This window comes from Stenotrophomonas sp. PA-6-5C (assembly GCF_021605635.1).
Taxonomy (GTDB): domain Bacteria; phylum Pseudomonadota; class Gammaproteobacteria; order Xanthomonadales; family Xanthomonadaceae; genus Stenotrophomonas; species Stenotrophomonas lactitubi.
In genome coordinates this window covers 1-13069 of the sequence record NZ_WKEE01000046.1, presented here as the reverse complement: position 1 = coordinate 13069, position 13069 = coordinate 1, and the positions used below count along the sequence as shown (strand labels likewise).

Sequence of the window (13069 nt, the reverse complement as noted above, 5' to 3'; positions counted from 1 at the left end):
TCAGGCAGCGTTGCGGCCCGCCTGGCGGCGGGTCAGGTCGTTGAAGCGACCCAGCGACATCAGGTGCTGGTGGATCAGCGCCAGCCAGCCGTTGCGGTGCCATTCGACGACGGTCGCGTCCGGAAGCGCGATGAACTTCTCCACGTCGACCACGAAGAAGCCGTTGAGGTTGAACTCACGACCATCAGGCAGGCGCACGGTGGCATTGCGCTCGACCAGCAGGCCATTGTCGACCAGCGCCTTGGAGAACGCCTGGGTCTGTTCGTGCTCGCGGGTGAACTGGCCGCAGAACTCGAGCGCCTGCTGCACCATGTCGGTGGCCTTGCCATCGACGAACAGCGGCTGGCCTTCTTCGCCGCCACGGACGATGCGCGGGCTGTCTTCGTCGATGCCGAGCAGGAAGTCATTGTCCGCGCCGGTATCGATGAAGATGAAGGGATGGCGGCGCAGGTAGGCCGGGATGTAGGTCTCGTCATCCCACAGGCCATCGGTGATGAACAGGTTGTCGGTGGTCACACCCACGGCGGCCATCGGCACTGCGCTCGGGCCTGCGAACAGGATCGGGAAGTGGTGCAGCGCCAGCGAGAATTCGCCCAGCACCAGCGGGATCGAGTTGCTGCTGGCAGCGAATTCGAGCTTGCCCGGCAGGATGCGCAGATCGGCGTGCAGGTCTGCCTGCAGCGGCACCGGACGGGTGTAGAACAAGGGCGCGCTGCTCGGCGCAGCTTCGGTGGTGGTGTCGCTGGTGGTGGTCATCGTGGAAACCATGTCGATCATGCGCGCCTGCCATCCCGGGCGCGCCAGCGGGAACAACCTGAATCCCGCATTATCAACAAGGCAGGTGACAACGGCCACCCCGCGACCAACTTATTTCAGCTGCAACGGGTAGCGCTGCCACAGAACGTGGACCAGAAAACCGGCCAATTCGGTGTCGCGCGCACTGACCGCCGCGCGGATCTTGTCCAGCAGGACCATGTCGCTGCAGTGCCGCACGTCGGCGTGGTTGGCCTGCCCTGCGCGCCGCGCCCGATAGCGTGCGGCCCGCTGTGCGTCGCTCATTGCGTACCCGAACTTGGGCGGCCGACCGCGTTTGCGCGGCAGGGTCAGCTCCAGGGTTCCGGGATCATTGTCATCACGCATGGGCAGGGTGCGGGCGGCGGCAAGCAACGGGGGGTGCGCAATTTATCGTGAGGCATCACTTTAATCCAGCTTTTTCTGCAGATTTGTTGCAATGCAGTGCAGGTGCGTGGCGCACGGATGACACCCATCCACGCATGGCGTGGATCTACTTCCTTGGGGAGATCCACGCCATGCGTGGATACGGCCACGCCAATACAAGATCGGTGGGTCCACGCCATGCGTGGATACGGGCCCCGCCAGAACACAAAAAAGGGGAGCCCGCGAACGGGCTCCCCTGCTCCTTCCTTACGACGCACGCACCGGCTCGTAGCCATGCAGATGCGATTCGCTGCTGGCCCGTCCCTGGCTCAGCGAACGCAGCGAGGTCGTGTAACCGACCAGCTGCGCCAGCGGCGCGAACCCGCTGACTTCGGCGCGACCGTCCTGGTCGTCGATGCGGGCGATACGGCCATGGCGACGATTCAGATCGCCCACCACGTCACCCACCGAGGCGGACGGCGAATGCACCGTGACCGCCATCACCGGCTCCAGCAACTGCGTGCCGCTGGCAGCGAGCGCGGCCTTGATGCCCTCGCTGCCGGCGCGATGGAACGCCATCTCCGACGAATCCTTCGCGTGGGTCTGGCCATCCACCAGGCTGACTTCGATGCCGACCACCGGATGGCCCTGAGGGCCTTCCGACAGCGCGGCACGAACGCCCTTCTCCACCGCAGCGATGAAGTTGCGCGGAACCACGCCACCAACGATGCGGTCATTGAACACGACCTCGCCGTCGTCGCGCGGCGCCACATCCAGCACCACGTGCGCGAACTGGCCCTGGCCACCGGTCTGCTTGACCAGCCGCCCAACCACACCTTCAACGGCACGCTGCGGTGTCTCCTGGTACGCCACGCGCGGCGCGCCAATACCGATATCCAGCTTCCATTCGCTGCGCAGGCGCTCGACCATCACCTCCAGGTGCAGCTCGCCCATGCCCCAGGCCAGGGTTTCACCGGTGTCGCCATCGGTTTCCACCCGGAACGAGGGATCTTCCTGGGCCAGGCTGGCCAGGCCTTGTGCCAATCGGATCAGGTCGGCCGCACGTGCCGGCTCCAGCCGCCACGCCAGCACCGGGGCCTGCGCCTGGATGCTCTCCAGAAGCAACGGCTGCCCTCGCCCGCTCAGCGTTTCACCGCTGACCGCATCCTTCCAGCCCAGCACTGCAACGATGTCGCCGGCCACGGCCTGCCCGATGTCCTGGGTCTGGTCGGCCTGCATGCGTACCAGCCGGCTGATGCGGCGCCCTTGCGGGTGCTGCGAGCTGGCCACGTTGTCGCCCACCTTCAAGGTGCCCGAGTACAGCCGCACGAAGCTCAACGCGCCGTGCTGCTGGTGGGTGATCTTGAACAGCAGGCCCGCCAACGGGCCGTCCGGGTCCGGCGGCAGCAGGACGTCGCCGCCCTCGCTTTCAGCGCTAACGGCAGGACGATCCAGCGGCGACGGCAGGTAATCGACCACCGCATCCAGCAGTGTTTCGATGCCCTTGTCCTTGAAGGCAGCACCGGCCAGTACCGGCACGCCAGCACCGGCCAACGTCGCGCGACGGATCGCTGCGCGCAGCATCGCCGCGTCGATGTCACGGCCTTCCAGCCACGCCGTTGCCAGCACATCGTCATGATCGGCCACGGCCTCGACCAGCGCATTGCGCTGCGGCTGCCACTGCGCGCGCTCGGCGTCGCTCCATGCCGTCACCGTCGCCGCGCCTCCGTCCTGCCAGTGCAGCACGCGACCATCGACCAGGTCGACCCAGCCATGGAAGTCACCTTCACTGCCCAACGGCACCCCCAACGCCCAGGGTCGCGCCCGCAGCCTGTCCTGCAGCTGCTCCAGCACGCGCTCGAACGAGGCGCCGATGCGGTCCATCTTGTTGACGAACGCAATCAGCGGCACGCCATGCCGGCGCGCTTGGCGCCACACGGTTTCCGATTGCGGCTGCACGCCGTCCACGGCCGAGAACACGGCCACGGCACCGTCGAGCACGCGCAGCGAGCGCTCGACTTCGATGGCGAAGTCGATGTGGCCGGGGGTGTCGATCAGGGTCAGCTGATGCAACGGCAGATCGCGCGGCGCCCATTGTGCGTGCACGGCAGCGGCGCCGATGGTGATGCCACGCTCGCGTTCGATCGCCGAGAAGTCGGTGGTCGCATTGCCATCGTGCACTTCACCGACGCGGTGGATCTCGCCGGTCTTCCACAGAAGGCGTTCGGTAAGCGTGGTTTTGCCAGCGTCGATGTGGGCAATGATGCCGAGGTTGCGAAGACGCGACAGCGTCTGGGTGTTGGTGTTCATGAGATGGGTTCCTGCTGGGCCAACTTCGGGGGCCGCACACCCCGGTTGGCTACAGGGTGTGCGGCTGGCGTTCGGTCTCGGCGATCTGGTGCATGGCACGTTCTCCTTGCGGTGCAGCGGGTGGAGGGAGGGCGAAAACGAAAAGAGCGCCCCGGAGGGCGCTCTGTGGATGGTCCAGCGAAGGCTGCGATCAGCGGCCTCGTGGGGCTCCAGGCAGACACGCCCGTTCCGCGCTTGCGCGGGTCAGGGTGAAAAACTTCAGGAGCGGCATCCGGTTCATGCGGCGCATTCTAGACCTGTGAATCTGGCGCGCAAGTGAATATTGCGCACACGGATGGAACAATGAGCCCCAAAGTGGAGCCACCCCATGGGTGGCTGCAACCCAGGTCAGCAGGCGCTTTACTTGCAGTCGTGCAGACGGCGGGCATCCCCCACGGTCGCCGCATGCTGCTCTACGGTCGACACCCAGCCCTTCAGAGACATCGCCGGGTCGGTGCGCGGTTTGCGCGGCCCGCCATGGATCAGCACTTCGGTCCAGCTGCCGGTGGGTGCCAGCTCAGCCAGGCGCGCGGCCTGGTCTTCATCGGTACTGAAGGTGTCGCCCGGCGAGGCCGGCTTTGCGTTGTTGACCGTCGCCTGCTTGCGCACGCGCACACGCAGGGCGCCGTCCGGCATGCGCTGGGTGGCCACCTCGTAGCGCTCCACGCCGTAGGCCCACGTGGATTCACCGGGGCGACGCGTTTCGGTGCCGTCATCGGCAACCTCGATCGACTCGCCAGTGACCGCGCCCAGCGCGGCAATGCCGCCGAAGCCAGCCATCATCGCCTCGTAGGCCACCATCTGCCGCTGTTCGACCGACAGCTTGCTGGCGTCCGGCTTCATGCCAGGCAGGTTGAGATAGGCCGCTTTCTTGCACAACAGCAGCACACGCTTGTCCTCCCAGGCCATGCCGATCTCACCATTGCCGAAGTACTCGGTGGTGAACGATGAAACCACGGCACCCTCGCCGGTCGAATGCCGCGTCTCGATCAGCGACGCCTGCTCGGATGCAGTCATCAGCGAGACCTTGCTGGTCGCAGCGGCGCTTGCGGCGCCGACAACGCCGATCAAGGCGAAAAACAGCGCGCAACGCGGGCGAGAGAGATTCATCAGGCCATTCCTTTGCAAAAAATCGAGCCGCACATGATACGCGGCACAGCCTGGCGTGCCCGCTTCGCCTCAGGTAACCACCACCAACGGCACACCGCGGCGCGGATGCTGCAGCACCACCACGTCCTGCTGGTAGACGCGCTGCAGGTTGGCCTCGGTCAGCACCTCCGATGGCATGCCGTCAGCGGCCACCCTGCCCTGCTCCAGCAGCACGATGCGATCGGAGTACCCGGCTGCCAGATTGAGGTCATGCAGGACCACGATCACGCAGGCGCCCGCTTCGGCGCAGGCACGCACGCTGCGCAGGGTGCGCTCCTGGTGGCGCAGATCCAGCGCAGCCGTGGGCTCATCCAGCAGCAGCAAGGGCGTGTCCTGTGCCAGCACGCGGGCGAAGGTGGTCCGCGCCGATTCACCGCCCGACAGCTGCTGCACTTCGCGCAGGCGAAGTGCCTGCAGTTCGGCGGCGTCGATCGCGCGTTCCACCTGCGCATCGTCCACCTGCGGGTCCGGTGGATGCGGCAGGCGCCCCATTGCCACGACTTCTTCCACGCTGAAGGCGAAGCGCACGCCATGTTCCTGCGGCATCACCGCGCGCTCGCACGCCAAGGGCCCGGCCTTGTAGTCGCGCAATGGGCGTCCGTGCAGATGCACGTCGCCACCGTCGGCGCGCAGATCGCCAGCCGCCACACCCAGCAGGGTGGACTTGCCGGCGCCATTGGGCCCCACCAGCGCGGTCACCGTGCCCGGCTGGAATGCGAGGGTGATGCCATGCAGGATCTCGCGCTGCTGGCGGCGCACCACCACGTCGCGCAATTGCAGAAAAGCGCTCATGCGGCCGCCTTGCGACGCTGCTGCAGCACCAGCCACAGGAAGAACGGCGCGCCCAGCGCAGCAGAGAACAGGCCCAGAGGAATCTCGGCAGGCGGGTCTAGTGTGCGTGCAGCAGTGTCTGCCACCACGATCAGCAGCGCGCCCAGCAGGCCCGACAGCGGCAGCAGCCAGCGATGGCCCGGGCCGACCAGCAGGCGTGCCACGTGCGGCACCACCAGGCCGACAAAGCTGATCGAACCGGCGAATGCCACCGCAGAGCCCACCAACAGCGCACTGAACGCCACCAGCAGGCGTCGTGTACGTGCGACATCCAGCCCCAGGTGCTGCGCCTGGCGCTCGCCCAGCGCCAGCATGTCCAGCGGCGTGGCCAAGCGCTGCAGCGCGAACGCACCGATGGCAAACAGCGGCAACACCGCCACCACATCAGCCCAGTTCGCCCGCGCCAACGAGCCCATCTGCCAGAACACCAGCGATTGCAGTTCGCTTTCGTTGGCGATGTAGGTCAGGAAACCGATCAACGCCGAGCAGAACGCGGCCATCGCAATGCCCACCAGCAACAGCGTCGCATTGCCACTGCCCTTCCCCGGCCGTGCCAGCGCGTAGGTCAGCCCGATCGCGGCGGCACCGCCACCGAACGCCGCCACCGGCACCAGCCAGCCGGCTGCACCCGCGGCACCGAGCACGATCGCCGCCACTGCGCCCAATGCAGCACCCTGGCTGACACCGACAATGCCCGGATCGGCCAGCGGATTGCCGAACAGTCCCTGCAGGCTGGCACCGGCCATCGCCAGCGCTGCCCCCACCATGGCACCGAGCAGCGCACGCGGAATGCGCAGCTGCCACACCACGGCCAGGTCACGGCTGCTGACCGATTGCGGATCCAGCAGGCCCAGCTTCACCGCCAGCGCCTGCATCACTTCCAGCGGCGGCAGCCGCAGCGGTCCCACGGCGAACGACGCCAGCACCGCACCCAGCAGCGCGACCAGCGCAATCAACAACATCGTCCGCCCGCGACGGCGGCGTCGATCCGCAGGACTCATGCCTTCGGCAGCGCCGCCAGCGCCTGGGCCAGGGCCAACGCGCCCGCACCGGAACCGATGCTGGCGTACTTCAGCTGCGCATCCGGCATCACCCAGACCCGGTTGACCTGTCCGGCCGGGGTCTGTTTCAGCGTCGGATAGGCCTTCCACAGGCCCTCGGCGCCGCCGAACAACTGCAGGTCATGCTCGGTCACCAGAATCACCTCCGGTGCCGCCGCGACCACGCCTTCGTTGCTCAGCTGCGAATAGTTGGCCACGCCGGCCTCGGTGCCGATGTTGATGCCACCTGCCAGTGCAATCAGCTTGGCCGATGCGCTGTCGGCGCCGGCCACGGTCGGCGCACCACCTGCGCCCGTTGCCGACACATGGATCACCCGCGGCGCATGCCCCAGACCCTTGCCGATAGCGGCAGCCTCATCCAGCTGACGCTGCACCTGGGTGGCCAAAGTCTGCCCCGCATCGGCCACGCCAAGCACGGCGGCGATCTTGCGCACCTTGTCCGGTGCCGGCTGCAGGTCATCGATCACTACCGCAGGCTCGCCCACTTCGCGCAGCTTCTTTGCCAGCTCGGTGTGGCGACGCAGGCTGTTGCCGATGAAAAGCGAGCCCTGCAGGCTCAGCACGCCTTCCACGCCGGTCGTTCGGTTGAACAGGAACTGGTGCGGTGCAGCCAGGCCTGCCTGGGTGGTGGTGTTGGTCGGCGCGGCGAACACCTGCTTGCCCAGCCCCAGCGCTTCGATCACCGCGATGATGTCGTCGCCGCCGGCAATGATCCGACTGGTGTCGTCCACTTCCACACCGGCGCCATCGTCGGACTGGACCTTGGTCGGCAACACCGCCCGCTGCCCCGGCAGGGTCGGCACGTCATTGCCCGCCACCCGCTGCCAGCCTGCGGGCAGTGCCCCGGCCTCGGCGGTGGCGGTGGCCGGCGCAGCAGCGTCGGGGTTGCCCGAAGACGGCGCCGCCTTGTCGCCACAGGCGGCCAGCACCAAGGAAACGGCAAGCGGGAGCGCGCACAGGCGCAGGCGGGAAGCGATGTTCATGCAGGTTCTCCTTGCTGGCAGGGCGGCGGGGTGCCGCCCTGCCCTGTGACTTACGGCTGGCGCACGCTGATGCGGGTGATGCGGTCACCCTTCGGATCTTCAGCACCACGCGACTTGTTCACGGCGAAGACATTGCCCTTGCCATCGGCGCGGACGTGGTTGGGGAAGGTGCCGCCATCGAGGTTACCGACCACCTTGCCATCACGATCAACCGCGGTGACCGTGCCGGCGCCGCGGTTGGTGACGTAGGCCAGGCCGCTCTTCGCATCGAAGGCCACGTTCAGTGCACCGGCGCCGACCGGCACGTCGTGCACGACCTTGCCGCTGGCCACGTCGACGATCAGCAGGTTGTCGGTGCCCTGCGAGGCCACGTAGAGGCGGTTGCGCTGGGCATCGAAGGCCACGCCCGAGGCGCTGATCGAATTGCCCAGGTCGATCACCTTCTCGACCTTGCCGCTGGCCACATCGATCACCGCCGCTTCCGGCGTACCGATGCTGACCGTGAACAGCTTGCCGCTGGGCTCATCCAGCACCAGGCTCATCGGCACGAACTTCTCGTCGTCCACGCCGGAGGCCAGGGTGATCGGCTCCAGCGCCTTCAGCGTCTTCGCGTCGAACACCGACAGATGATCTTCGCCGGTGGCCGAGGCGAACACCTTGCCGTGCGTGCTGTCGACCACGACGTCGCGGGCGTGCGGCACGGTACCGACCGGGAACTGGTGGACCAGCGACAGATCCGCCTGGCGATAGACGGCCACAGTGTCCTGGCGGGTATTGCTGACCCAGACGTTGCCATTGGCATCATCCACGCCCACGCCATACACCGCGAATACCGCACCGTTGGTGCTGCCCGGCACCTGCGCCGGGGTGATGGCCTTGGTCACCTTCAGCGACTTCGGGTCCAGCTTCAGCAGCTGCGACTGGGTGACCGGCGGGCGGCCGACGGCCGAGGTCACGAACACTGCGTTGCTGGCGGCGCTGTAGGCCGACTGGTACAGGCCCGGCACCAGCTTGTTGGACTGGGTGGCGAACTGCGCCTGGCCCGACAGCGGCAGCTGCGGCGACACGCGCAGCTTCAGCACGGTTGCGGCGGCCGGCTGGCTGGCGCGCACCACCACCGGGTGGGTGCCCGGCACCGCGTCGGCCGGAATGGCCAGCTGGGTCTTGAAGTTGCCATCGGCATCGACCACCACCGGCTGGCTGTTGAGCACGGTATCGCCACGCAGCAGGCTGACCTGCTGGCCCGGCACGAAGCCGCGGCCGGTGACATCGGCGGTGCTGCCGGGAACCACGTTCTCACCGCGTGAGACAACCTGGCCCTTGAAGGTGGCGCTGACCGGCTGGTCGAACACCGGCTGTGCGGTGGCGGTCACTGCCAGCAGCAGGCCGGCAGCCAGGGAAGTGAGGCGGAAAGACGGACGGAACGACATGGAAGGCTCCTTGCACACGTAGGCCGCGCCTCGTGGCGCGGGATTCATCGGTTGCCTTGGCCACTGCACATCGACAGTCCGCCTGGGTAGTGGGGTCGCACGGCACTGCCGTGCGAGGGATTCATTCGGCGGCGTTGTCACCACCGGTTGGCTGGCCGTCACCGGCGCTGCGGTTGGTCACGCCATACAGCTCATGCAGGGCCGCGTGGAAGGACGCCGGCAGCATCGGGCCATGGCCGAGACCGGGGAACTCGCGGTACTGCACACTCAGCCCCGGCACCTTGTCCAAGCGTTCGGACAGCTGCATCGCTGCATCCGGGGTGGCGCCACCAATGCGGCGCAGATGCGCGACCACGCGCGGATTGCTCATGTCGCGCTTGCCGCGGTCGCCGATGCGCTCGGCACCGCCGAGCATCAGCCACACCTTCGCGGGCTGACCGTGTGCGTTCTGCACGAACTGCTGCTCGACGTCGCCCAGCGGCGCGCCCTGGCTCCACCACAGTGACGGGCTGGCGCTGAGGTAGTACTGGAAGGCGGCCGGGCGCGTGTACAGGCTGCTGAGCACGAACAGGCCGCCAAGCGAGTGACCCCACAGCGCCTGCTGCTGGTGATCGATGTTGGCGCGGCGCTCGACTTCAGGCTTGATGCGGCGCTCGATCATGTCCAGGAACGCTGCTGCGCCGCCGCCGACGGCCTGGGTCCTGCCGCTTTCATCATCGGCGCGATCGATCCACGCGGTGTAGTCGCGGGTGCGCGCAGCCGAATCGATGCGCAGATCGTTGTCGTAGCCAATCAGCACCAATACCGGTGGCGCCTTGCGTGCGGCCAGCTCGGCCAGCAGCGGCTGGTCCAGCACCATTGCCACGGCGTTGCCGTCCAGCGCGTACAGCACCGGCGATGGGGCCTTGGACGCCTTGGCCGGGATCGCGACGTTCACCCGCCAGCGGCGTTGCTGGTCGGGGCTGTCGATCACGAAACGCTCGAAGCGGTAGCTGGCCGCGGGTGCGTCGAGCACGGTCTGGCCCATCTTCTGCAGCGGATTGCGTTGCTGCGCGTATGCGTACGGGGTGGCCAGGAGCAGACCCATCATCAAGGTGGCCAGGCCGGATACCAGCGGGCCACGGCGCGGTGGCAGGACGGAAGACTTCATCAGTGACGGCGAAAGCGGCACACGGCCACCGGTTCACAAGGGACCGCAGTCTACCTTAAACGCGAATGATTATCACATCGATCAAACGTCACACTGTGTATCACGCGCGCGGCAACGTGTGCGCCAGCGCTTGCGCCGGAAGTCCGTGTTCATCTACTTTCCGTGCTATCGGGGCGCAGGAATCGCCCCGCCCTCGCGGGTGCCTGCCTGGCCCCCGCCCCCCCAACTCCACAACCGCCATGGGATCGGATCCCATGATTGTGAGAACACCTTGAAGCACAAAGCACTGATCGCACTTGCCGTTGGCCTCCTCGCTCCGCTGGCCGGCCACGCCGCGCCAAGCCTTGCCGGGCTGTATTCGGCCTATGAAGAGGCTGGCTATTCCTCTCTCGGGCTGGAAGAGCTCAACCAGACCGTGCAGTTCACGGCCGTGAGCCTGGGCGCCTCCAGCAACCTGCAGGGCGAACCGGTCCTGGAAGCTGGCGACGAAGATGGCCAGGTGCTGGCCCGCCTGACCGCTTCCGATGACGAGCAGAACGCCAAGCTCGCAGCGATGGAGGAAGGCGTTTCCTTCACCGCCAGCTGCACGCTGCAGTTCAGCTCGGGATCGGACTATCTGGCGCTGGGCGACTGCGTTCTGCAGTAGTCAACTTGCCGCGGCCGACGGCCTCGCAGAAACAACGAAGCCGGCCTTGGGCCGGCTTCGTCGTATAGGGCGATGTCCGCGATCTCAGGGGCCAGCGGGCACTGGGCCGTACGGGTTGTCCTGCGGCGTGCCCGGCAACAGCGCAAAAATCAGGATCACCAGGCCACCACCCGGCACCAACGCCAGCAGATACAGCCAGCCGGACTGGCCGCAGTCATGCAGGCGGCGCACGGTCACTGCGACAAGCGGCACGATCGTGGCCAGCCAGAGCAGACCCACCAGCGCCAGCGCCCCGATGGTGATCCCGGCCATCCAGCTGGAATCGGCTTCCAGGACGAGGCCAGCCACGAGCGCCACCGTCAACGCGATCACGCCTACCGCGGTTGCTGCCAGCAACAGGAACAGCTGGAACATCCAGTACTCGCGGCGGTTGGCGCGCCCCTCGAACTGGGCATAGCGCTTCAACGGCAGAATCATTTCCTGCACGGCATCGTTCCTTGAAAAACAGGGCCGCGCAGTCTGCCAAATGCTGGCGGGCGGGGCAATGAGAAACCTTGCATGAAGCGAACCGGGCTATGCGCCCTTGGCCGCCCTCGCCGCCTCGCGCTCAGCGCGCAGCCGGTCCAGCTTTTCCTTCAGCTTGATTTCCAGCCCGCGCGGCACCGGGTTGTAGTACACCCGCTCGCCCATCGCATCCGGGAAACCGGTCTGGTCCAGCGCGATGCCACCCTCGGCGTCGTGGTCATACTGGTACTCGGCGCCGTAACCCAGCTCCTTCATCAGCTTGGTCGGTGCATTGCGCAGGTGCAGCGGCACTTCTTCGGTACCGCTGTCGCGCACATCGGCCTTGGCCTGGTTGAAGGCGGCATAGCCGGCATTCGACTTGGCGGTGCTGGCCAGGTACAGCACCAGCTGGGCGAAGGCGAGCTCGCCTTCCGGGCTGCCCAGCCGCTCGTAGATGTCCCACGCCTCCAGCGCCATGCTCTGCGCGCGCGGGTCGGCCAGACCGATGTCTTCGATCGCCATGCGGGTCAGTCGCCGTGCCAGATACGACGGATCACAGCCACCATCGAGCATGCGCGTGAGCCAGTACAACGCGGCGTCGGGATTGGAGCTGCGCACGGACTTGTGCAGCGCCGATATCTGGTCGTAGAACTGCTCGCCGCCCTTGTCGAAGCGACGGGTACGGTCAGCCAGCACCTGGGTGAGGGTCTGCGGGGTGATGCGACCACCCTCCCCGCCCGCCAGTTCGGCGGCGATTTCCAGCAGGGTCAGCGCACGGCGCACGTCGCCATCGGCGGCAGTGGCAATCTCCAGCAGCAGCTCCGGCGCAACCTCGATGTGTTCCTCGCCAAGGCCACGCTCACGATCGCCCAACGCACGTTCCAGTGCTTCAACGATGTCGGTCGGCGAGACGCCTTCCAGCACGTGCACGCGGCAACGCGACAGCAGCGCGGAGTTCAGCTCGAACGAGGGGTTCTCGGTGGTGGCGCCGACGAACAGAATGGTGCCGCGCTCGATATGCGGCAGGAACGCATCCTGCTGCGCCTTGTTGAAGCGATGCACTTCGTCGACGAACAGCACCGTGCGACGGCCCTCGGCGAAGCGCTGCGCGGCTTCGGCCAGTACCTGGCGCACCTCAGGCAGGCCGGACAGCACCGCGGAAATGGCACGGAATTCGGCGTCGGAGTATTCAGCCAGCAGCAACGCCAGCGTGGTCTTGCCGCAACCGGGCGGCCCCCACAGGATCATCGAATGCACGCGACCGGATTCGACCGCGCGACGCAGCGCGCTTTCCGGCGCCAGCAGACGCTTCTGCCCGACCATTTCGTCCAGGGTGCGGGGGCGCATGCGCTCGGCCAGCGGGCGCATGTGTTCCCGATCGACACTCAGCAGATCGGGACCGGGGAATGAAGTGGAGCGATGTCTTGGCACGTGGTCATTGTACCGCGAGAGCGTGCCAACCAAGGTTGGCACCTACCAGGGGCGGTAGCGCCGGGCCCTGCCCGGCGGACCATGAACGGTAGTGCCGGCCGCTGGCCGGCAACCTCGGAAACTGTCGGAAATGGGCCGTAACCGCCGAAGCAAATCCAATGGTAAGCCACTGATTCAACGAGGCTTACCTCTCCTCAGCACCACGCGCCGTCTCCAACAACCGAGAATTCGGAACTCAACCATCCAGGACCTACGCGTGCGCGATCCCGAATCCAATGTCCTTGAGTTCGTTGCCGGCTGCGCTGTCGACGCGGACATCTACTACCTGGCTGCCGCCCTCGGCCCAGGTCATGAGTACTACGATCCAGATCCCGGCC

Annotated in this window: 12 protein-coding genes; 1 reads left to right on the top strand and 11 read right to left on the bottom strand. The window is 66.8% G+C overall.

The annotated features are described in order from the left end of the window. The 9 genes from GIW57_RS17755 to GIW57_RS17715 form a co-directional block, all read right to left on the bottom strand. The gene (locus GIW57_RS17755) at positions 1-756 is read right to left on the bottom strand and encodes a SapC family protein (protein WP_089241308.1); all 756 of its coding nucleotides are present in this window, start codon (positions 754-756) and stop codon (positions 1-3) included. Positions 757-867: 111 nt separating this feature from the next. After that, positions 868-1140, bottom strand: coding sequence for a hypothetical protein (locus tag GIW57_RS17750; RefSeq protein WP_025877210.1), 273 nt, complete (start codon positions 1138-1140; stop codon positions 868-870). Positions 1141-1425: 285 nt separating this feature from the next. Further along, positions 1426-3468, bottom strand: a complete 2043-nt coding sequence (gene fusA / locus GIW57_RS17745; protein ID WP_236512180.1) for an elongation factor G — start codon at positions 3466-3468, stop codon at positions 1426-1428. Between the two features lie 399 nt (positions 3469-3867). Beyond that, the gene (locus GIW57_RS17740; protein WP_236512178.1) at positions 3868-4617 is read right to left on the bottom strand and encodes a hypothetical protein; all 750 of its coding nucleotides are present in this window, start codon (positions 4615-4617) and stop codon (positions 3868-3870) included. 69 nt (positions 4618-4686) lie between these two features. Further along, on the bottom strand, positions 4687-5448 hold the full coding sequence (locus GIW57_RS17735) for a heme ABC transporter ATP-binding protein (protein ID WP_100465337.1): 762 nt from the start codon (positions 5446-5448) through the stop codon (positions 4687-4689). Then, positions 5445-6488, bottom strand: a complete 1044-nt coding sequence (locus tag GIW57_RS17730) for an iron ABC transporter permease (protein ID WP_089241109.1) — start codon at positions 6486-6488, stop codon at positions 5445-5447. The genes GIW57_RS17735 and GIW57_RS17730 overlap by 4 nt, the downstream gene beginning before the upstream one ends. After that, entirely contained in the window at positions 6485-7531 is a 1047-nt protein-coding gene (locus GIW57_RS17725; protein WP_236512176.1) for an ABC transporter substrate-binding protein, read from the bottom strand. Before GIW57_RS17725 ends, GIW57_RS17730 begins: the two co-directional genes overlap by 4 nt. Positions 7532-7581: 50 nt before the next feature. Beyond that, complete coding sequence (locus GIW57_RS17720; RefSeq protein ID WP_100465335.1) at positions 7582-8961, bottom strand: ATP-binding protein; 1380 nt, start codon at positions 8959-8961, stop codon at positions 7582-7584. Positions 8962-9082: 121 nt separating this feature from the next. Continuing rightward, the gene (locus tag GIW57_RS17715) at positions 9083-10111 is read right to left on the bottom strand and encodes an alpha/beta hydrolase-fold protein (RefSeq protein WP_100465334.1); all 1029 of its coding nucleotides are present in this window, start codon (positions 10109-10111) and stop codon (positions 9083-9085) included. A gap of 271 nt (positions 10112-10382) precedes the next feature. On the opposite strand from GIW57_RS17715, the gene GIW57_RS17710 reads away from it, so the two are divergent. Beyond that, a complete protein-coding gene (locus GIW57_RS17710) occupies positions 10383-10757 on the top strand; it encodes a hypothetical protein (RefSeq protein WP_100465333.1) in 375 nt (124 codons plus the stop codon). 84 nt (positions 10758-10841) lie between these two features. Here GIW57_RS17710 and GIW57_RS17705 read toward each other — a convergent pair whose 3' ends face one another. Further along, positions 10842-11243, bottom strand: coding sequence for a DUF805 domain-containing protein (locus GIW57_RS17705; RefSeq protein ID WP_100465332.1), 402 nt, complete (start codon positions 11241-11243; stop codon positions 10842-10844). Positions 11244-11330: 87 nt separating this feature from the next. After that, positions 11331-12629 carry a replication-associated recombination protein A gene (locus tag GIW57_RS17700; RefSeq protein WP_223880159.1) on the bottom strand — a complete coding sequence of 433 codons (1299 nt, stop codon included), beginning with the start codon at positions 12627-12629 and terminating at the stop codon, positions 11331-11333. Positions 12630-13069 lie beyond the last annotated feature (440 nt).

Bases quoted from the DNA above. Each gene is read 5' to 3' on its own strand.
- GIW57_RS17725 (WP_236512176.1), bottom strand. From the start codon at position 7,531: ATGAACATCGCTTCCCGCCTGCGCCTGTGCGCGCTCCCGCTTGCCGTT.
- GIW57_RS17740 (WP_236512178.1), bottom strand. From the start codon at position 4,617: ATGAATCTCTCTCGCCCGCGTTGCGCGCTGTTTTTCGCCTTGATCGGC.
- GIW57_RS17730 (WP_089241109.1), bottom strand. From the start codon at position 6,488: ATGAGTCCTGCGGATCGACGCCGCCGTCGCGGGCGGACGATGTTGTTG.
- GIW57_RS17720 (WP_100465335.1), bottom strand. From the start codon at position 8,961: ATGTCGTTCCGTCCGTCTTTCCGCCTCACTTCCCTGGCTGCCGGCCTG.
- GIW57_RS17735 (WP_100465337.1), bottom strand. From the start codon at position 5,448: ATGAGCGCTTTTCTGCAATTGCGCGACGTGGTGGTGCGCCGCCAGCAG.
- GIW57_RS17750 (WP_025877210.1), bottom strand. From the start codon at position 1,140: ATGCGTGATGACAATGATCCCGGAACCCTGGAGCTGACCCTGCCGCGC.
- GIW57_RS17715 (WP_100465334.1), bottom strand. From the start codon at position 10,111: ATGAAGTCTTCCGTCCTGCCACCGCGCCGTGGCCCGCTGGTATCCGGC.
- fusA (WP_236512180.1), bottom strand. From the start codon at position 3,468: ATGAACACCAACACCCAGACGCTGTCGCGTCTTCGCAACCTCGGCATC.
- GIW57_RS17700 (WP_223880159.1), bottom strand. From the start codon at position 12,629: ATGCGCCCGCTGGCCGAGCGCATGCGCCCCCGCACCCTGGACGAAATG.
- GIW57_RS17755 (WP_089241308.1), bottom strand. From the start codon at position 756: ATGACCACCACCAGCGACACCACCACCGAAGCTGCGCCGAGCAGCGCG.